Origin of the sequence: Clostridium subterminale (assembly GCF_039521425.1) — a bacterium.
Lineage (GTDB): Bacteria > Bacillota > Clostridia > Clostridiales > Clostridiaceae > Clostridium_J > Clostridium_J subterminale.
Window position 1 is genome coordinate 79,957 of record NZ_BAAACI010000002.1, and the last position, 19,965, is coordinate 99,921.

Sequence of the window (19,965 nt, forward strand, 5' to 3'; positions counted from 1 at the left end):
TAACTCATGTTATAATTAAAAACGTTTTCTCTCGTTGCATTTGTCAAATAGAACATAAAAATAATGAAATCCCCCATACTAATATCAATGAAATGACGCACCACATTGTATTATAGCTAGTTGCTTCATCATTTTTTATCTTCTTTAATATTGATATAAAATTGTTTAGAAATACTATTATAGAAATAATCCCTATAAATAAAAGTAAAGCTATCATCCTTAATACCTCCTATAAAAATTATAATTATATTATGTGGTAATTTCTCAATAAGTTCAATGTAACCTTTTAGTATACCGTATTAAATAATCTTAACTTAATTAATATGTATCTTCTACTATTATAATTTTAACATATGATTTTTATAAAAATAAAAGAATAGCAAAGAATTAACCCCATTCCTCTTTAACTTATAAATATTTATATTAAAACATATTTTTATATAATACAATTTATATTTTTACATTTAATGTATAAATTAAAAATTAAGTGTCTATAATTTAATTAAATTTATTCTCCAAATTATGTGCTACAAAAGAGAAAGAAGCTAGTAAGGATTTTCCCTACTAGCTTTTAATTTTATTCTATTTTATCTTTTAAATATATACTATCTTTTTTAAAACATTTTGAAGTACTTGTGAACAGTTTACTTTCTTTTCCTTCATTAACTTATTAAGCCATGATGGTATAATTAAAGTTTTTATTGCTTTATTATAATATATTTTTAATATATTTTTAATATTTTTTATAGTTATATTATAAACTACAAAAATATATAAATATATAAATATGTATTTTAATAACCTTTATTGCAAAAATAATTGATATTTGGTAAATTTTATTATATCATATAATTGCTTTAAATAAGAATTATCTAAATAAAAACAATTTACAGATTTTAAAAACAAAGGGGAATTACATATGAAAAAATTTATAAAACCTAGTATTCTTTGTATCGTTATGTTATTAAGTCTTTCATCAATTTTTTTAGGATGCAGTAAAAAGACTATTCCTATTGAACAAACTGCAAAAGCTTTTTATGACTTAGTTATTTTACAAGATAGCGCCGAATTTGAAAAACTTGGTGTGACAAATGATGAAATTACATCTATGGCAGAAATTCAAAAAAAATCAATGAATGAAGCTACTAAAGCTGGTTTTGTACAAGCTGGTCTACCTATTACTGATGAGCAGTTAGATCAAATTTATAACGTTCAAATAGAAGCTTTAAAAAAATTAAAACCTACTGTAGAAGTTGTTTCTAGTGATAAAGAAATATCTCAAGTTAAAATATCAACTACATATGTTAATATGGTTGAAGCAAGTACTAAAGCTGGTAATGATACTATTTCTGAAGTACAAAGTAACCAAATTACTGATATGACTAAAATATCAGAAATTTTCATCAAAAAAATAATTGAAAATATTAATGCATTAACTCCTTCAACTGATGTTAAATCAAATACTTTTGAATTTGAAAAAGTAAAAATGAACTTTGGTAAGAAAACTGAAGAAGTTTGGGTTCCAAAAGATTCCATTTCATTTGGTAATGATTTAGCTAATATGTGTATAGGAAATAATTAATAAATTTAAATGGGCAATTTTTGTTTAAAGTAGAAAGAAGCTGTCGCACTAAAAAATTAGTGCGACAGTTTTTTACGTAAAAAATGAATCTCCCACTCAGAAGAGTGAGAGACTTATGGTAAAATTAACATATGACCAAATACATTAATTTAAATAAAAATTATACCTCAGATCGTGGAAATTATCAGTTAAAACTTCCACTAAATATTGAGTACGTGATTCCAGATAATGATTCGGTGCGTTTGCTAAGTCAGTTTGTAGCGGAGATGACTTTAACAGATTTATATTTGACTTATTCACGAATAAGGAAAAATCAGACCACACCTCGTCAGATGTTGAAGATTGTACTTTATTCTTACATGAATCATAGATATTCTTCTAGGGAAATGGAAACCTCCTGCAAAAGAGATGTAAATTTCATGTACCTTTTAGAAGGTTCACCAGTGCCAGATCATTCTACTTTTGCAAGATTTCGAAGTATCCATTTTGCTCCGTGTTGAGAAATAATAATGACTGAAGAATATATAGTATGGCTTACTATTGGCGATCAGCCTACAGATACAACAACATTAATCCCATTTATAAAAAGTATGGAGAATTTTTTGTACTTTAAATATTTTAAAATTGTTGGGACAACGCTCTACAGGAGTCATTTTTCTGGCATTTAAAAGATGAGACAAATCTAAAAGATTTGTGAAACCTTTGAAGATGTATTATGTGAAATTGAGTATTACATGGATTATCATAATAATTAAAGAGGCCAATGGAACTTAGAAAAGATGACTCATGTTCAATTCAGAAATCATCTTTTATCTTAGAACCTTTTTTAAAATTTCCTTCACTTAAGGTACATTTTAATGTTCAACTACCATTTAATTTATATAGATATTTTATTTTTATCAATTCTTAAGTCCTATACTATGAATATTGCTTGTACTATACCTTAATGTAAATCCTCTAGATATTTTATCAAACGCCTCCATAGATAACTCAGCCTCTACTGCATTTATTTTTTCATTACATATATTATATCTGATACTCTCCAACTCCTTCTGAAAAGAATCTAGAAATAACATTTCATTTTCAGAAACAACCTTATCATCCCAGAAACCATAACAAATTCTTTCATCATTTAAAACTATCCCAGATTCAATACCAATTTTAATCAATTCAAAAGAGTCGGAAAGAAAATCTAAAATATATATGTTATCTGTATCTAACATATAATAGTATCCTTCATCACAGGTATTCTTCATTAAATTAATTCTTTCTAATATATCTTTAAATGGATTAGCTGTATCTTTCTCTTGATTTATATCATTAATGGCATATTTCATTGATGTTATAGCTGATATAGTAAAATCTATTTCAAAATACATTTGATTTAAATAATACTCCTTATCCTTATTATACTTCTTCACAGTACTATACTTCATACCTAAGCCGAATGAAACAATTACTATAATAATTACTATAATACGCCTTTTAAACTTCATATTATCCCCCCAATTATTATATTACCCATATAATAATCACAAGTATTTGTATATAATTTTCTCTTTAGATTTACCTATACCAATAATTTAGTCATTGCAATATACCTTTTCAAGCCTTGTACCCAATCTGCTCAATAATTCATTTGTTATTGTGTTATCATGATATGCCATTTCTTCTGCTGAAACAGTAAGTCCTTTTTCCTGACCTATAAGTGTGACTATATCACCCTGCTTTACACTTTTTATATTAGTTATGTCAATCATAAGTTGATCCATGCAAATATTACCAATAATTTTTGCAAATTTTCCTTTAACAATAGTTTTTTGCCCAACTAAACTTCTTGGTATACCATCAGCATAACCAATAGTTACAGTAGCTACAGTTCTTTTATTTACAGCTCTAAATTTTCTTTCATATCCAACGCTTTCTCCTGCATCTATTTCATGAATAGATGCAATTCTAGCTTTAATGGAAAGTACGGCCTTTAAATCCAAAGAAACTTTTGTTTTAATGTTCATACTACTTTGAATACCATAAAGAATAATGCCTGGTCTTACATAATTGCAGTCAATCTCTTGATAGTTTAAAATTCCATAACTAGACTGTAAATGCGTCTTTATATTATGGTATCCATGTTCATTTAAAAATTCTCTTACCTGGCAAAAACACCTTATTTGTTGATTGGTAAAACTAATATCTGTGTCTGATAAACTGTCAGACACACATAAGTGAGAGTATATCCCTCTAATATCTAAATTTTCGAATTCTAAAAGTCCTTTTATTACATTCATATCTCGAAAATCTAAACCGAGGCGGTGCATTCCCGTATCTATCTTGATATGTACCATAACTTTTTCACCAAAAGTATTCAATTGTTTAGCATAATCAGCATCCACCACAGTTTGTATCAGATCATGATATACAATGTCATTAAAATATTCTATATGAGTATATCCTAATATTAATATATATCCTTTTATACCACTTTTTCTTAAACGTATGCCTTCATCTAACGTGGCAACCGCAAAAGTATCTATTCCCATCTGGTTTAAATATTCAGCAATTTGAATATCTCCATGTCCATAAGCATTTGCTTTTACAACTGCCATAATCCTACATTGTTCTGGTATCATGTTTTTAATGCTCTTTATGTTATGCTCTAAAGCCTTTAAATTTATTTCTATCCATGCCCTATTCATTTCTTTCCCCTTCTTTGTATGCTTATAATTTTTATAGATAAATATGAAAAAACTGTTGTTGAAACTAGAACCACTATGTAGTGCATGAAACTGTTATCAACAATTAGCCAAGTGAATTCTGTTATTTTTGCAAACCCTCTTACCAATATAATAAAGAGAGGATGAAAAATATAAATAAGAATTGCTACATTTTTAATACCTCGATTTCTTTTTCCTTCTACAAATAATAAAGTATTAAACAGATATAACATACAGGGAATTAAGAAAATATACATACTGTCATGCCGTTGTATATGATAAATGTACAGAAGTATTCCTTCTACATTGAGGAGAAGAAATGATAAGAAAAAGCCTTTTATAGAGGATATAAAATTTATACTTTGCTTTTTTAACTGCGTTTTAGTTATGTACGTACAATATCCTAATAAAATAAAAATAGGTGAAAAAAATATTCCATTCCTTGTATAGTCTGAAAAGAAAAATACACCTTGATAAAATAATTTAAAGAAACTTATTTTTTCTACGAAGCCATAATAACTATCTCCGAATAATCCGATAAGATATAAGATGATTGCAATGAAAAATGTCTTTTTATAGCTGAATTTTTTTAGTAAGAAATAAATAATCATCGTTCCTAGTATGGAAGCTGGAAGATACCAAAGATGATAAAATGTACCGTCAAAAATAATATCTTTTACAATATTAAGCAATAGATGAGATTGGTTGAAATATTTAGCATACGTGTTGATAGGTATATATAAAATAGTAGCAAGCACGTAAATTTTACTTATCTTTACGATATATTTTTTGAGCCTTATATCCTTATATTCTCCTTTTAAGCATTTAGGTAAAATAAAATATCCTGTTATCATGAAAAAAAATGGAACTGCCATCCGTGCCCATATTCGAGTGAAAATAAAATCTATGTTCCCATTAAAAGAAGCAAATGGTGACGTATGAATGGCTATTACTAGAAATGCTGATATTATTTTAAAGTAATTAATGCCTACATATTCTTTTCTATCTCTCATATTTCATTTTCCATACAGCTATGATAAAACCATCCACATTGTTCCCTGATATTTCATAAGATAAATCTTTTGTTAAACATAATTCTTTTAATCCATCTTCATATTTTTGATAAAATACTTCAATCCATCTGTAGGAATCTTCATAAATATATGGGTTCTTATACTCTGCTTCTCTCAAAAAATCTATGTATTCCTCCAATGTTTTTTCTTCTCTTTTCATGATAATTGAATGCGGGATTCCCACATATCGAAAATGCCAAGGCTCTGCTCCAATTCCAGTAATACTTTCTTTATGTATAGGATAACGTTCTATAAATCCATATTCATATGCTTTTTCTCGGAACCTTTGGCAAATACCATAATAGGGAAAATCCGGCCTGATAAAATCTATGTGTTCGCTATTTTGTCCTAAGTCTATTGCTAACCCTGTTTGATGTTCACTGCAATTTGGAAAGGCCACATATTTGCGGGTAAATGCTTCTCCATTTTCTTTTAAGGAATTAGTATAAATATTTTCTTGTTCTACATGATTTCTATATCCACTTACAGGTATGATCTCTCCATTTGCAAAAACTGCAGCAAGTAATTCTCGAAGCATTATCGATGAGTTTCGTTCAAGTAAAATGGTGGGTTTTGTTTCAGTGACAGGCATTAACGTTGCTTGGTCCACCTTCGACTTAATAGGATGATTTCTATTTACAAGAATTAGATTTCCTTTATAAATCTCTTCTTCTTGAATTGGCACTCTATTCATTATCTACCGCCGTCCTTATTAATTGTTCTATAATTTCCTCAAATTTCATTCCAATACCTTTTAGCATATTAGGGTATCTGCTATGAGAAGTGAAGCCTGGAATTGTATTGACTTCATTAAAGACAATTGTTCCATCTGCTTTTAAAAATACATCTACCCTTGCAAATCCTGAACATCCTAAAGCTCTATAGATAGTACAAGCTGTCTTCTTGACGCGTTTTGCCATATCATTTGGTATACGTGCAGGCATGTGTATTTTTGATGATTTCAAAGTATATTTTTCAGTGTAATCGAAAAACCCTTGTGATAATTCAATTTCATCAGTTTCACCTATAATTAGCTTGTGATTTCCTAATATTGCACAACCCATTTCAAAACCTTCAATATTCTCCTCAATAATGACTTCATTATCATGGGTAAAGGCTACTTCTACTGCTTGGAATAATTCTTCCTTTTGCTGTACCTTTGTTATGCCAAATGATGATCCAGATTTTACGGGCTTTACGAATAAAGGCATATTTAAATATCTTATTTTCTTATATAATAGTGCTTCATCTAGACGTTCTTTTAGGATAACTGACTTTGGAACTTCAATCCCTCTTGATTGTACAATTAAATGTGCTTTGTATTTATCCATGCATAATGCAGAACATAAGGTGTCGCAACCGATAATTGGTACCCCTGCAAGTTCACAAAGTCCTTGCACTGTACCATCTTCTCCATTTTTTCCATGTAGAACTGGAAAGATAGCATCTATCCTGATTTTTTCAATATGGTATGGGTGTAATACAAAAATTCCATGATCACATTTATTTGGCGAAATCATGACAGGTAGACATGATTTATCGTCCATCCATTTATTTTTTATAATCTTGTCCAGTACTCCTCCATATAGATACCATGTTCCTTCTTTTGTTATTCCAATCGGTATTATCTCATAAAAATCTTGGTTTATGTGCTCTATAATTGTATATGCAGACTTCAAAGAAACTTCATACTCTGTAGAACACCCACCAAATAAGATTACAACTTTTTTTCTATTCATTTTTTTATTTCTCCTTTATAAATATCTGTATCGGTAACAATTATAGTTTATATAATTCGATGAAAAACTTTGTATATATTTACTTATTAACTTCTTAAGAATTACTTATGAAATACTTAATATTTTTAATAAGCATTATTTTGAAAAACTTGATTATAGATATTAAATGCATCTAAAATATTGAACTGCTCCGTTTCAGGATTTCCGTTTGCATTAGCGGTCACTAAAATATATTCCTTGCCATTTATTTTTGCCAAACTTGCAAGGCACAATTTAGCTTCTTCCGTATACCCAGTTTTTCCACCTTCAATACTCCCTTTATTTACATATTCTGTATCCATGTGTTTGAACATTGTACTTTGAAAAGTTATTCCATCTGGATTAATATTCGTTGATTTTGTCGTATAACTTTTTGAAGTATATGCTTCTCGGAATGTATCATTTTGTAATGCATATTGTAGTAGTTTTGCAATATCATTTACAGTACTGTAATGCTTCCTGTGATGTAGTCCTGTAGAATTTGTAAAGTGAGTATCATTCATTCCTAGTTTTTTAGCTTTTTCATTCATTAACTTTACATAATTTTCTTCTGAGCCTGCTATTTCATTGGCTAATCCAATACAACTTTCTGCACCAGAAGGTAATAGTACCCCATAAATTAAATCAATTGCTTCTACCCTTTCATTTGGTGAAAATCCAGCCATAGAAGCATCTTCAGAATACAATTCCTTAAACATCTCCTCCGATAGATAAACCTTTTCGTGTAAATCTGGCAAATTTTCAATTGCTAATATTGCGGTCATAATTTTTGTGAGGGAAGCTGGATAGATCCTTTCATCACCTGATCTATTTAGTAAGATCTGATTATCACCTAAGGAAATGAGAATAGCATTTGAACTGTATAAATTATTAGCTGTAATCCCATTAACCTCATAGCTGGTTCTTGCTTCTTGAGTTTTAAAAGTTGATTCTATTTTGAAGTTATTTTTACTTATTAGATGATTTGACAAAAATAAAGCTATGATACATACCCCACATACACATGGTATTGAAAGAACATATTTTATCTTTCTCTTTTTTCTTTTACAATTTTGTCTATATGCTGTCATTTCAATATTCCTCCTTAAATATAAATTACAATGTTGTCTTACAATATAATTCTAATAAAATTGAATATGTTTTGTATAAACAGCGGCTTATAAACTTATTAAGATTTTCTTAAGGACTGCTTAATATTTTAAGTATTTTAAAATATAACAAAAATAAAAAACACTATTCCTCTATGAATTTTCATATCATAAAGGAATAGTGTTTCTTAATTATTGATTACTCCAGGCATTTTTATATGGAATACTGTATAATCATTATTGCTTTCAGCATAAATTTCACCTTCATGCAAAATTACAATTTCCTTAGCTATAGCAAGACCTAACCCTGCATTACCTGTCTCAGTTCCTCTGGATTCATCCAGTCTATAAAATTTTTCAAATATACTATTTAGCTTTTGCTTTGGAATATTTTTTCCATAGTTTTTGAAAGATATAATGGCATCTTGTGATTGTCTATGGACATCTATTGTAATTTTGCTATTTTTATCACCATATGCAATTGCATTTTTAAATACATTATTGAAGACTCGTGCAAGTTTATTTGAATCACCATAAAACATAATATTATCTTCTGCATTTACCATAACCTCTTGGTTTTTTTCAGAAAGCATTGGATAAAATTCATCTGCCATTTGAAATAACATATAGGATAGATTAAAACTTCCTTTCTCTAATATAATAGTTTGAAGATTATATCTGGTAATTTCAAAAAATTCATTGATAAGTTTTTCAAGTCGATTTGCTTTTTCTAAAGTAATATCCATATATTTTGCCCTTTGTTCAATAGGCATATCTGGTATCTCTGACATTAAGTCTAAGTATCCTATAACCGAAGTAAGAGGGGTCTTTATATCATGTGCCAGATAAACAACCAAATCATTTTTCCTTTGTTCTGCCTGTTTTGCATCTCTTTCTCTTTTCTCCAAAATATGTTTACACATATTTAATTTAGTTTCCATAAATCTCATTTCTGGAGATAGCTCAATTTCCTTATCTGAACCCTTCATTAAATCGTCCATACCACCACTAATTTCATCAAAATATTCTGTAACCCAGTACATAGCTAATCGAAAAATAATTAAGAAAAAAATAGCACTTGAAACTAACATAATTTTATCAATGTTATTACGGAATATATAATGGTGAATAATCGCTGCATCTGAATTAGACAAATAAAATGTATCTTGTAGGAAATCCACAATCCAATCACCAAAGTGCCCTCTTAACGCCAAGCTTAATAACATTAAAAATCCACCGCTTGCTAAAATAAGTATTAATACTTTTAAAAATACTTTTCGTTTAAATGCTAAATAATCATTTTCCCTAGTTTTATTATTTTTGTTAGTTTTCAATTCTATAACCAACTCCCCATACTGTTTTAATATATTTTGGATTTTCAGCGGAATCATTCATCTTTTCTCTCAAATGTCTAATATGAACCATAATGGTGTTATTACTGTTGCTAAAGTATTTATCCCCCCAAACTTCATGGAATAACTTGTCGGAGCTTATGACCTGCCCTTTGTTTTCACACAGAACCCATAGAATAGAAAATTCTGTAGGGGTCAAAGATAATGGTCTTTCATTTAAAAAGCATTCATGATTCTTTTTATCTACTACAAGCCCTCCTATAGAAATCAGGTTTTCTTTTTGAGATTTATTTAGTTGATTGTACTTTGTGAATCTTCTCAATTGTGCCTTTACTCGCGCCACTAGCTCTAAGGGTCGAAATGGTTTTGTAATATAATCATCTGCACCTAATGTTAAACCTGTAATTTTATCCATTTCTTCATCTTTTGCCGTCAACATAATGATTGGGAAATTATAAGAATCTCGTATTTTTTGGCAAATAGTAAATCCATCTATATCTGGAAGCATAATATCTAAAATAGCCATATCTAGTTTTTCCGTTTCTATAACTTTCATCGCTTCTGTTCCTGTATAACATTTGAACACTATAAAATTTTCATTTTTTAGATACAATTCGATTAAATTAGCGATTGTTTTTTCATCTTCAACCACTAAAATTTTAGTATCCATATATTCACCTTCCTTTTATATTTGATGATGAGGATCTTTCCCACCTTACACTGACTTATTTTCATTTTGAATACATAGCTTTATAAGAGTATAGCCTATCTCTTAATACATCTAATTATTCTTTAAGTTCCTTATTTTTATTTTCTAATTCTATAATCTTTTTATTTTTTACCATAATCAAAACTACCACAATTCAAACAACGCATCATTTGTTATTTATAATGAGTTTTAGAAGATTTGAAAGGTACTCTTGCAACATCTAGTTTCTTATTAGTGTTTTCTACCTCCTTGTTCTACATATTCTTTAACCCTTGTGTGTCTTAATAGATAAACTATGAAAATAATATATCTCACAATTATCATTAGTTATTTTCGGGCGATCACATCTTGTACATATACTAGATTTAAAGAGTTCACTTATCTATCTAAATTTAATTATTTAATTCTTAATCTTGTATATGAAAATTCAATAATTAAATATCCTTTAATAGTAATTTATATCATTATAGTAAATTAACTCTATTTTGAACATCTGTAGTTTTCTTATCCATAATATCCAACTCTTTATTTTAATATAAATAACATATAAAGGCTATTCTGAAAAAACTAAATTCTTATTAAGCGAAATGTGTAAGATTGTAGGTATTGCCCGTTCAGCTTACTATAAATGGCTTAATCGCTCCGAAAGTCAACATGATAAGGAAAATACAATAATTCTCGATACAATTAGTTAAACTTTATACAGAAGTTGATGGTATTTATGGTTATCGCCGTATGCAATTAAATATAATACTAGAAAAAATATAAACATATTCATCGTGTAATGAAATCTACAAATATAAAGTCTGTTATTCCCAAAAATAAAAAACTATATTCCAAGCATACCACAAGTTACTGCTGAAAATATACCCAATAGGCGACTCTATGCTAGTAAGCCTAACCAAAAATGGTTGACAGATGTAACAAAGACTTATCTGAGTACCATACTAGATCTACATGATAATAGTGTTATTTCTTATGTACTTAGACGTTCAAATAATAATCCGCTTGTATTTGAAACCTTTGAAAAAGCAATTGCTGCTAACCCTAATGTAATCCCTCTTTTTTAATAGTGACAGAGACTTTCAATATACAAGTAAACTATTTAAAAAGAAACTAGATGATATAGGTGCAACACAAAACATGTCCCGTGTTAGCAGGTGTATTGACAATTGTCCAATGGAAGAATTTTGGGAAATCATTAAATCAGATATGTATTAATTGTGAAAGTTTCATGATTTTGATGAACTGAAGCAAGGGATTAATGCATACATAGATTTTTATAATGCAATAAGGTTGCAGGTAAATTAAAATGTCTGACTCCTATAGACTATAGGAGTCAGACATTTTAATTTTTATTATTTTGCCTGTCTACTTGACATAGAGCAGTTCTATATCCTACTAACCTTTACTTTTAGCTATTTTGACTTATTCTTTTTTACCAGTAAACCTATGCCGCCTAAAATTATTAATCCTCCAATGGTGAATGCAATTCTAGTTCCAAATGAACCACCAGTTTTAGGGAGAACTTTTGTTACTTTATTAACAACATTTTTAACTTTCTCTTTAACTTTGTCTTTAATAACAATTTCTTCTGCTTCATTTTTAAAGGTAAACTTTTGAATTTCTACAGAATTAACCTTAACTTGTAATTCTTCTTTACTTAAAATATATCCCTTAGGCGCTTTAGTTTCTTTAATAGTATAACTACCATAATCCACATCATTAAAAGCTGCAATACCATCCTTATCAGAAACTGCAGTCGCTACTTCTTTGCCGTCTCTGTCATATAAGGTAAACTCTGCACCTTTAAGTAGCTTTCCATTCATATCAGTTTTAGTAATTATAATACTACCCTTAATTCTGTTATTTACTACCTCATAAGTATATAGCTCACTATCTTTATCCACAAATACCTTTATTGTACCTTCTGAAGCTAAATATCCTTCAGGAACTTTTGTTTCTTTTATTGTATATTCTCCATAAAGAATATCCTTAAACAACACAGTACCATCTTCTCCTGATACAGAAGTTTCAATTTCTTTACCCTCTGAATCGTATAATGTAAATTCTGCTCCTTTTAAAGGCTTTTTATCTTGATCTAATTTTTTAACTTGAATCGAAGCTCTAATTCTTGTGTTAGAAATACTTTCAGGATTTGCTTTTACAGTACTACCATTTTCAGTTATATTAGCAGTTAGCACTTCCTGTGAAATAACATATCCCTCTGGAGCTTTTGTTTCTTTTATAGTGTACTTACCATACTCTACATTTTCAAATTGTACCTTCCCATTTTCGTCACTTATAGCTGTTGCTATAGTATTTTCAAACTTCGTATCAACTTCTTTATAAAGCTTGAATTCTGCTCCTTGTAATGGGTTTTTATCTTCATCTAGTTTAGTAAACTCTATGCTTCCTCTAATTTTTGTGTTAGAAATACTTTCAGGATTTGCTTTTATAGTGCCACCATTTTCAGTTATATTAGCAGTTAGCACTTCTTCTGAAATAACATATCCTTCCGGAGCTTTTGTTTCTTTTATAGTGTACTTACCATACTCTACATTTTCAAATTGCACCTTCCCATTTTCGTCACTTATAGCTGTTGCTATAGGATTTTCAAACTTCGTATCAATTTCTTTATAAAGCTTGAATTCTGATCCTTGTAATGGGTTTTTATCTTCTCCTAGTTTAGTAAACTCTATGCTTCCTCTGATTTTTGTATTTGAAATACTTTCAGGGTTTGCTTTTACTACTTTTCCATTTTCAATTACATTAGCAGTTATCAATTCCTCTGAAATAACATATCCTTCTGGAGCTTTTGTTTCTTTTATAATGTACTTGCCATATTCTACATTTTCAAATTGTACTTTTCCACTTTCATCACTTATAGCTGTTGCTATAGGATTTTCAAACTTTGTATCAATTTCTTTATAAAGCTTGAATTCTGCTCCTTGTAATGGATTTTTATCTTCATCTAGTTTAGTAAACTCTATGCTTCCTCTAATTTTTGTATTTGAAATACTTTCAGGATTTGCTTTTATAGTTTTACCATTTTCAATTATATCAGCAGTTAGCACCTCATCTGAAATAACATATCCTTCTGGAGCTTTTGTTTCTTTTATAGTGTACTTACCATACTCTACATTTTTAAATTGCACTTTTCCATTTTCATCACTTATAGCTGTTGCTATAGGATTTGTATAAGCTGTATCTGAAAAGTCATAAAGTGTAAACTCTGCTCCTTTAAGAGGATTATTATTTTCCCCATTTTTAAAGAATTCAATTTCACCTTTAATCTTTTCATCTTTATAATTATAGACTATATTCTTTTCATCTTGGGTATTTTTAATTTGAAATTTATATGATTCACTACTTAGTGTATATCCTGTTGGAGCAAGCTTTTCTCTAACATAGTAGTCTATATCAAATCTCAATTTATTAAATACAACCTCTCCATTTGCTCCCGTTGGTTCTGAAGTTCTTATAATATTTTGATACTTATCAAGAAGTTCAAATACTGCCCCTTCTAGTTTTATACTTTCGTTATTTTTATCTACCTTTGTGACTTTGATGCTACCAGTTTCACCAACGCCACCACCGCCAGCACCTTGGAATATAACATCAACACTTCCAGAAGTAGATGTTCCATCTATTCCTGTACCTTTAAAAGATATAGAGTTAGTAAATGGTGACTTACTCTTATCTACTACATTAGTTCTAAAGGTTAAAATATATGCTTCTTCTGTTAAAGAAGGCAATGTAAACGTAAACTCTCTTGTTGAATTATTATATTTTACATTTCTTTGATCTAAAATAACCTCTTCACCTTTTTCAAGGCTTCCATTAGACTTCAAAATCTGCTTATACAGTTTTACAGAAGTAGTATCAAGTTCAAGACCTTCTTGAAGTATATCTGTTAATACAGCATCTTTAATTAATATTTTGTTAGAATTAACGGTTACATTCCAGTCAATATAAGAATTGCCTTTTGTATAGTCAGCTTTCTTATCTATTAAAGTGCTTTTTATAGTCCCTTTGCCTGTGCTTTCTACCCCACCAGATAATAAATCAGTTATTAGTTTTGCAGTATTCTTAAATTCCTTTTGTCCATTAGTATTAAATATAGAAGTATCTGTTACTTTAGTTTTAAAAGTTATTTCCTGCTCATCTTTAATTTCACTAGGGAAATTATATCTTAGAGTTTTAGTGGCTTCATCATAAACATAATCTGACTCTTTTGCTTGATTTCCATTAATCATAACGGATTTAGGAACAAATTCTTGTCCTTCCTTTATAACATCTGTAACATAGGCATTGGGAAGGGTCATTTTGTTTTTATTAACTACTATCTTCCATGTAATTTCTCTAGCAACATAGTTATAGTCTTTACTAGATTTATTTATAACTTGGCTCTGTACTTTCTGTGTGCCTTGGTAGGTGGAAGGTTTTATATTATCGCCAGTTAATTCAGCAACATTATAATAGGTCTCATTCCTATTTCCTGCATAAACCTTAGGGTCTGTTACTTTTGTTTTAAATCTTATTATATAGGTTTCATTAATATCTTTACCAAAGGTATAGGTTAGTGTTCCAGTTTTTTCTGCATCGTTTACTTCTGGTACATAGTTAAAGCTTCCTCCTGGAACATCTTTATCTATAGTAGCAGAACCATCTACATACTCTTGTCCTAATTTTATTTTATCAGTGAAAATTGGATTTTTTATGGTTCCGCTGTTCCAGTTAATCATAACTTCCCAAGTTATTTCTCCTGTAGCTGGGTTATATCCTACTCCTTGCTTAGAAATAACGTTACTAGGTACGTCAACTCCCTTTTCATCTAAAGCGTTACCTGGAACCCCTTCTCCTGTAATAGTTGCCTTATTATTATAGGTTTTCCATTCATTAGAATTAAATATATCATCAGATACATCTGTTGAAAATTCAATTTTATGAGGTTCATTAATAGCTGTTGGAAAAGTGTAGGTGAATTTTTGTCCATTTATAGTATAATTGTCGTTAGTTGGATTTCCATCTATTTTTACGCTACCTTGTGTAACAGTTAATCCACTAGGTATATCATCTGTAACTACAGCATTGGGAATGCTTAGAGCATTGTTATTTACATAAATAACCCAATTTATTCTCTTTGTTGCTGCATCATAGTTTCCATCTTTTCTAATGAAGTCTGTAAAAATACTAACTGATGCCTCATTAGAATCTACACTAGTTCCATCATGATTAAAGATTGCTTTATTATATTCATATATTGTAGCTCCTTCACTTTCAAAAACTTTTGGATTTACTACCTTAGTTTTGAAGGTAATTACTTGATATGTGTCTATAACACTTGGAAAGCTATAAGTTAATTTTTTATTGCTATAATCATAGTTATAATTTGCTTCATCTGCATTAGCTCCATTTATGGTAACAGAACCTGGTATAAATTCTTGTCCCTCTGGAATGTTGTCCACAATTTCAGCATTATTAACCTTAACTCCTTCTGAATTAGCAATTACCTCCCAGGTAATCTCATTTTTAGAAGGGTCATAACTTCCTTCCTTCATAACAGAAGCATCAGGAATTTCAGGTTGCTCAAAATTCACATTAACTATAACTGGTGAAGAATTTCCTCCAATTTCAAATTTAATAGGGACTGGATTATCTCCTCCTATTTGATCAGGATCAAATTGAGTATCAATATAAAAGAATCCTGAAACATTGGAATTATTCTCAGCAAATTCAGTAAAAGTAATGGTAACATTGCCATTGGTTTCTATTTTAACATTTGCAATTGTATCACCATTATCAAGTGTAATAGGGAAATTTAGTGTACTTATTATTTGTATTTCCTTAGGTATTTTAATTGTATAAATATCACCTTTTTTTACTGTACCCTGATTTGGTACAGTAAATTTATAAGTTAGTTTAACTTCTTCATTCTTACTTATTGGATTTGATGACTCATTTATAGGTTTACCATCGCCATCAGTTAAAGTTACTTCAGTTATAAATGGAAAATTACTTGTAATATCCATAGCATCAGCTTGTGCTATAGGAATAATATTAAAAATTTGGCAAACTGCAATAGCTAAAGCCATAAAAACAGATAATCTCTTCTTTAGTTTAGACCTAAGTTTAAATTTCATTTTCTTCATAATCTTCCTCCTTAATAAATTTTTACAAACAAAAAACCGACCCCATGCCAATCTTATATAAATATAAGATTGGTTATAAAGGTCGGTTGCACCACTAACTCCGTATATACAAAGTGCCCAAATTAGTATATACTTCAATGTTTCCTTATAACTTTTAGTAAATTATATTCAATATTTTGTGGAATAAAATTAAATCAATATATGCTTCTCTTCATTTTAGTATAAAAATAGATAGTTTCTTCTTTGGCTTAGGGGTAGGTTTAAATTTTATTTTCTTCATAATCTTCCTCCTTAATGAATTTTTACAAACAAAAAACCGACCTTAAATTAATAACGGTCGGTTGCACTACTAACTCTGTATATACAAAGTGCCCAAATTAGTATATACTTCAATGTTTCCTTATAACTTTTAGTAAATTGTATTCAATATTTTGTGGAACAAAATTAAATCAATCTATGCTTCTCTTCATTTTAGTATAAAAATAGATAGTTTCTCCTTTAGCTTAGGGTAGGTTTAAATTTTATTTTCTTCATAATCTTCCTCCTTAATGAATTTTTACAAACAAAAAACCGACCTTAAATTAATAACGGTCGGTTGCACTACTAACTCTGTATATACAAAGTGCCCAAATTAGTATATACTTCAATGTTTCCTTATAACTTTTAGTAAATTGTATTCAAAAATTTATAAACAAATCCAAATCATTTAATATCTATTATTATTTAACATACTTTATTAATTAAGTATAACTTTATATTTAGTATTTGTCTATACATTTTTTACTTTTATACTAATATTTCCTATACTCAGTTTTTAAATTTTAAATATAATATATAAATATAATGCAATTATTTTTAGGTTGAGCGCTACTCTAATTCCTTATTCTATCCATTTATTAAATACAGCCCCATATAACCTATTTAATTTATATTGCTTTACAAGAAAATCTCTATTAAATTTTTCAACTTATATAACAAAAACCGACCCTACTAATCTTATACCTATCTACGTTTGATTATAAAGGTCGGTTACACTACTAACTCCATATATATATATTATGCGCCCAAATTAATATATACTTCAATGTTTCCTTAAAACTCTTACTAAATTATATATGCTATTTCATATGAGAATATAGCATATATAATTGTATCAGTCAATAAATTAATTACATAAAATACATAATTATCTATAAATATTATCAAAAGTAATATATGTTTGTTTATTGTTTTAACGTATAATATCTTATATATTAACAATGTTATGATTCATATCTAAAAAATAATAGGCATGAAACATTGATAACTCAAGCTTCATGCCTATTGAAATTTTATAATATTATAATTAGGGGATAATTATAATTATTAACTTAATTATTCTACTACTAAAGTAGCTTGCATTGTTTGACCTTTTCTTATAAATTCTATAGGAATACTATCTCCTTCTTTAAAGGACTCTTTTTCCTTATTTAACTCTTCAACTGTCTTAACAGTTTTCTTACCAATTTTAGTAATTACATCTCCAGGTTGTAGTCCACCCTTTTGGGCAATACTAAAGTCTTCTACAGATTGAATATACACACCTACTGGTAAGTTAAATTGTTTTGATAAATCTTCAGTTATATCTCTAACTGCTATACCTAGTTTTACTTTTTGTTTTACTAGAGTATCTAATTTTTCAGTGGCATCGTTAATCGGAATTGCAAAACCTATTCCTTCTACTCCACTAGCATCTATCTTAGCTGTATTTATACCTACAACTTGACCTTGAGAATTTATTAATGGCCCTCCACTATTCCCTGGATTTATAGCAGTATCTGTTTGGATAAGATTCATTTTCTCTCCACCTTCAGTTAAAGCTACTCCTCTATTAACAGCGCTTATGATTCCTGTCGTTACAGATCCTAAATATTCTTTTCCAAGGGGATTTCCTATAGCTATAACTTGTTCTCCTGCTTGAAGGCTATCAGAATCACCTAGTTCTACTACCCCTGGCATTTCAACATTATCAGTAATCTTAACAACTGCTAAATCTGCATCTTCCTGATAGTTTACAACCTTAGCATTTACTTCTTTACCTGTGCTAAAAATAACTTTAACTTGACTAGCATTTTTAACTACATGATAGTTGGTAAGTACATAACCATCTTTCGAGAATATAAATCCTGATCCAATGCCTTCTTGTTTACCCATATCAAATCCAAATACATTAGTTGAAACTGAGGTAGTTGATACGCCAACTACAGCTGGAGAAACCTTTGCTACAACTTCTGGTATGTTCATACTACTTATAGGATTAACATTTGCTGTAGAGCCACCGGTATTTGTATTATTTTTACCCTGTTTAACTGCTGACTGTATAGTACTTCTCATAGCACCATAAGTAACACCTGTACCTATTGCTCCTCCTAATATAGAGCAAATTAGAGCTATGGCAATATAAGATTTGGCTGACCCCTTCCCTTTGCTCTTTTTATCTTTTTTCTTATTTTTCTTTTCCTCTTCTTCTTGCCATGATGAAGTATTAGCTTCATTCATATTCAAGTTATCATTTGTTGTATATTCTACATCTTGAATTACAGTATAGTTTAAATTCTCATTAGTATTATTGTCATTGTTATTGCTATTGATACTAGTATTTTCATTTAAGTTATTATCCCTATTAACTTCATTATTATTTAATTCATTATTGTTTAGTTCATTATTATTTATATCTTTATTCATATTAAATCTTCCCCCTTATTAAAAACTGATTTATTTATTTTTCTTATCTCTATGTATATTATTATCAACACTTATGTGTCAATTCAGTGACTAAAATATGAAAGAATTCTTAATTGTCCCTTGAAGAAATAAATTTTCTAAAACTTTATATGTAAACTTAATATTCTAAAAAACTACTAAAACCTTATAGCTTCAGTAGTTCCCTATATAAAAGCAATTCTCTATTTTAAATTATGTCCAAAATAAGTCCTAAATTAACTTAGAGGAAGAATAAATTCTTCCTCTAAGAAATATTAAAATAATTTTTTCTTAGCATAATCTCCATAATCATTACCATGATCACTCATGTCTACCTCATCTATAATGGAATCAAAGTCAACTTCACTTTCGCTTTTTATGTCTTCACTTAAATTCTCAAAAGCAATTTCTTCACTAGTCTCCATATCGTAAGTTCTTCGATTTCTTGCTTTTGCAGCTTCTATCTCAGCTTCTCTTACATTCTCCCAAACTGTATCAGCCATAGGTGTCATACTTCTAAAATCACCAAAATAGTTATGCGTATCTGGTGGATATATTGGTTTTGATTTATCGTTACTCATAGTATACCTCCTCAGTTACTTTACTATAGTGTGTATTAAGGAAGCACTTTTTATGTATATTTATAATATAAATTATGAAGTTTTTATTTGTAAACTTTTCTGCTAAAATATACCGCTTCCTAAGAAGAAAAACTTCCTAAAAAGCGGTTAATAATCTTACTATAAAACAAACTTTTATCTAAAAAAGCTTT

General features: G+C 29.0%; 14 protein-coding genes, 3 pseudogenes and 4 riboswitches. Of the genes and pseudogenes, 5 read left to right on the forward strand and 12 right to left on the reverse strand.

The annotated features are described in order from the left end of the window. Positions 1-43 precede the first annotated feature (43 nt). A complete protein-coding gene (locus tag ABDZ93_RS06230) occupies positions 44-217 on the reverse strand; it encodes a hypothetical protein (RefSeq protein WP_343824701.1) in 174 nt (57 codons plus the stop codon). A gap of 702 nt (positions 218-919) precedes the next feature. On the opposite strand from ABDZ93_RS06230, the gene ABDZ93_RS06235 reads away from it, so the two are divergent. The 3 genes and pseudogenes from ABDZ93_RS06235 to ABDZ93_RS06245 all read left to right on the forward strand — a co-directional run. Then, a complete protein-coding gene (locus tag ABDZ93_RS06235; RefSeq protein WP_343824703.1) occupies positions 920-1,582 on the forward strand; it encodes a hypothetical protein in 663 nt (220 codons plus the stop codon). Positions 1,583-1,713: 131 nt separating this feature from the next. After that, positions 1,714-2,079, forward strand: a pseudogene (locus tag ABDZ93_RS20060) (transposase); the annotation flags it as partial. A gap of 125 nt (positions 2,080-2,204) precedes the next feature. Then, positions 2,205-2,400 (forward strand): annotated as a pseudogene (locus tag ABDZ93_RS06245) (IS3 family transposase); the annotation flags it as partial. Positions 2,401-2,481: 81 nt separating this feature from the next. Here the strand turns inward: ABDZ93_RS06245 and ABDZ93_RS06250 are convergent. The 8 genes from ABDZ93_RS06250 to vanR form a co-directional block, all read right to left on the reverse strand. Continuing rightward, positions 2,482-3,078 (reverse strand): hypothetical protein, encoded by a 597-nt coding sequence (locus ABDZ93_RS06250; protein ID WP_343824704.1) that lies wholly within the window; start codon positions 3,076-3,078, stop codon positions 2,482-2,484. Positions 3,079-3,165: 87 nt separating this feature from the next. Then, positions 3,166-4,278 (reverse strand): serine racemase VanT catalytic subunit, encoded by a 1,113-nt coding sequence (vanT, locus tag ABDZ93_RS06255; protein ID WP_343824707.1) that lies wholly within the window; start codon positions 4,276-4,278, stop codon positions 3,166-3,168. Beyond that, on the reverse strand, positions 4,275-5,309 hold the full coding sequence (locus tag ABDZ93_RS06260) for an acyltransferase (RefSeq protein ID WP_343824709.1): 1,035 nt from the start codon (positions 5,307-5,309) through the stop codon (positions 4,275-4,277). The genes vanT and ABDZ93_RS06260 overlap by 4 nt, the downstream gene beginning before the upstream one ends. Then, positions 5,299-6,063, reverse strand: coding sequence for a M15 family metallopeptidase (locus ABDZ93_RS06265; RefSeq protein ID WP_343824711.1), 765 nt, complete (start codon positions 6,061-6,063; stop codon positions 5,299-5,301). The genes ABDZ93_RS06260 and ABDZ93_RS06265 overlap by 11 nt, the downstream gene beginning before the upstream one ends. Next, complete coding sequence (gene vanG / locus ABDZ93_RS06270; protein WP_343824713.1) at positions 6,056-7,108, reverse strand: D-alanine--D-serine ligase VanG; 1,053 nt, start codon at positions 7,106-7,108, stop codon at positions 6,056-6,058. Before vanG ends, ABDZ93_RS06265 begins: the two co-directional genes overlap by 8 nt. 125 nt (positions 7,109-7,233) lie before the next feature. After that, a complete protein-coding gene (locus ABDZ93_RS06275; RefSeq protein ID WP_343824715.1) occupies positions 7,234-8,217 on the reverse strand; it encodes a D-alanyl-D-alanine carboxypeptidase family protein in 984 nt (327 codons plus the stop codon). 206 nt (positions 8,218-8,423) lie between these two features. Next, the gene (locus tag ABDZ93_RS06280) at positions 8,424-9,581 is read right to left on the reverse strand and encodes a sensor histidine kinase (protein WP_425544758.1); all 1,158 of its coding nucleotides are present in this window, start codon (positions 9,579-9,581) and stop codon (positions 8,424-8,426) included. Next, on the reverse strand, positions 9,559-10,257 hold the full coding sequence (vanR, locus tag ABDZ93_RS06285; protein WP_343824719.1) for a VanR-ABDEGLN family response regulator transcription factor: 699 nt from the start codon (positions 10,255-10,257) through the stop codon (positions 9,559-9,561). Before vanR ends, ABDZ93_RS06280 begins: the two co-directional genes overlap by 23 nt. Positions 10,258-11,207: 950 nt before the next feature. Here vanR and ABDZ93_RS06290 point away from each other — a divergent pair. Beyond that, entirely contained in the window at positions 11,208-11,366 is a 159-nt protein-coding gene (locus ABDZ93_RS06290) for a hypothetical protein (protein WP_343824721.1), read from the forward strand. Between the two features lie 166 nt (positions 11,367-11,532). Next, a pseudogene (locus ABDZ93_RS20065) lies at positions 11,533-11,607 on the forward strand (hypothetical protein); the annotation flags it as partial. A gap of 107 nt (positions 11,608-11,714) precedes the next feature. On the opposite strand, the gene ABDZ93_RS06295 reads toward ABDZ93_RS20065, so the two are convergent. The 3 genes from ABDZ93_RS06295 to ABDZ93_RS06305 all read right to left on the reverse strand — a co-directional run bounded on the left by ABDZ93_RS06295 (position 11,715) and on the right by ABDZ93_RS06305 (position 19,774). Next, positions 11,715-16,451 (reverse strand): SpaA isopeptide-forming pilin-related protein, encoded by a 4,737-nt coding sequence (locus tag ABDZ93_RS06295; protein ID WP_343824723.1) that lies wholly within the window; start codon positions 16,449-16,451, stop codon positions 11,715-11,717. A 71-nt stretch (positions 16,452-16,522) separates the two neighbouring features. Beyond that, positions 16,523-16,604: riboswitch (cyclic di-GMP riboswitch) on the reverse strand. Positions 16,605-16,777: 173 nt separating this feature from the next. Next, positions 16,778-16,859, reverse strand: a riboswitch (cyclic di-GMP riboswitch). Between the two features lie 172 nt (positions 16,860-17,031). Further along, positions 17,032-17,113: riboswitch (cyclic di-GMP riboswitch) on the reverse strand. A 352-nt stretch (positions 17,114-17,465) separates the two neighbouring features. After that, positions 17,466-17,552, reverse strand: a riboswitch (cyclic di-GMP riboswitch). A 273-nt stretch (positions 17,553-17,825) separates the two neighbouring features. Beyond that, positions 17,826-19,175 (reverse strand): S1C family serine protease, encoded by a 1,350-nt coding sequence (locus ABDZ93_RS06300; protein ID WP_343824725.1) that lies wholly within the window; start codon positions 19,173-19,175, stop codon positions 17,826-17,828. Between the two features lie 293 nt (positions 19,176-19,468). After that, complete coding sequence (locus tag ABDZ93_RS06305; protein WP_343824726.1) at positions 19,469-19,774, reverse strand: hypothetical protein; 306 nt, start codon at positions 19,772-19,774, stop codon at positions 19,469-19,471. Positions 19,775-19,965 lie beyond the last annotated feature (191 nt).

Coding starts and splice junctions, on each gene's coding strand:
- ABDZ93_RS06230 (WP_343824701.1), bottom strand. CDS start 217: ATGATAGCTTTACTTTTATTTATAGGGATTATTTCTATAATAGTATTT.
- ABDZ93_RS06235 (WP_343824703.1), top strand. CDS start 920: ATGAAAAAATTTATAAAACCTAGTATTCTTTGTATCGTTATGTTATTA.
- ABDZ93_RS06250 (WP_343824704.1), bottom strand. CDS start 3,078: ATGAAGTTTAAAAGGCGTATTATAGTAATTATTATAGTAATTGTTTCA.
- vanT (WP_343824707.1), bottom strand. CDS start 4,278: ATGAATAGGGCATGGATAGAAATAAATTTAAAGGCTTTAGAGCATAAC.
- ABDZ93_RS06260 (WP_343824709.1), bottom strand. CDS start 5,309: ATGAGAGATAGAAAAGAATATGTAGGCATTAATTACTTTAAAATAATA.
- ABDZ93_RS06265 (WP_343824711.1), bottom strand. CDS start 6,063: ATGAATAGAGTGCCAATTCAAGAAGAAGAGATTTATAAAGGAAATCTA.
- vanG (WP_343824713.1), bottom strand. CDS start 7,108: ATGAATAGAAAAAAAGTTGTAATCTTATTTGGTGGGTGTTCTACAGAG.
- ABDZ93_RS06275 (WP_343824715.1), bottom strand. CDS start 8,217: ATGACAGCATATAGACAAAATTGTAAAAGAAAAAAGAGAAAGATAAAA.
- vanR (WP_343824719.1), bottom strand. CDS start 10,257: ATGGATACTAAAATTTTAGTGGTTGAAGATGAAAAAACAATCGCTAAT.
- ABDZ93_RS06295 (WP_343824723.1), bottom strand. CDS start 16,451: ATGAAGAAAATGAAATTTAAACTTAGGTCTAAACTAAAGAAGAGATTA.
- ABDZ93_RS06300 (WP_343824725.1), bottom strand. CDS start 19,175: ATGAATAAAGATATAAATAATAATGAACTAAACAATAATGAATTAAAT.
- ABDZ93_RS06305 (WP_343824726.1), bottom strand. CDS start 19,774: ATGAGTAACGATAAATCAAAACCAATATATCCACCAGATACGCATAAC.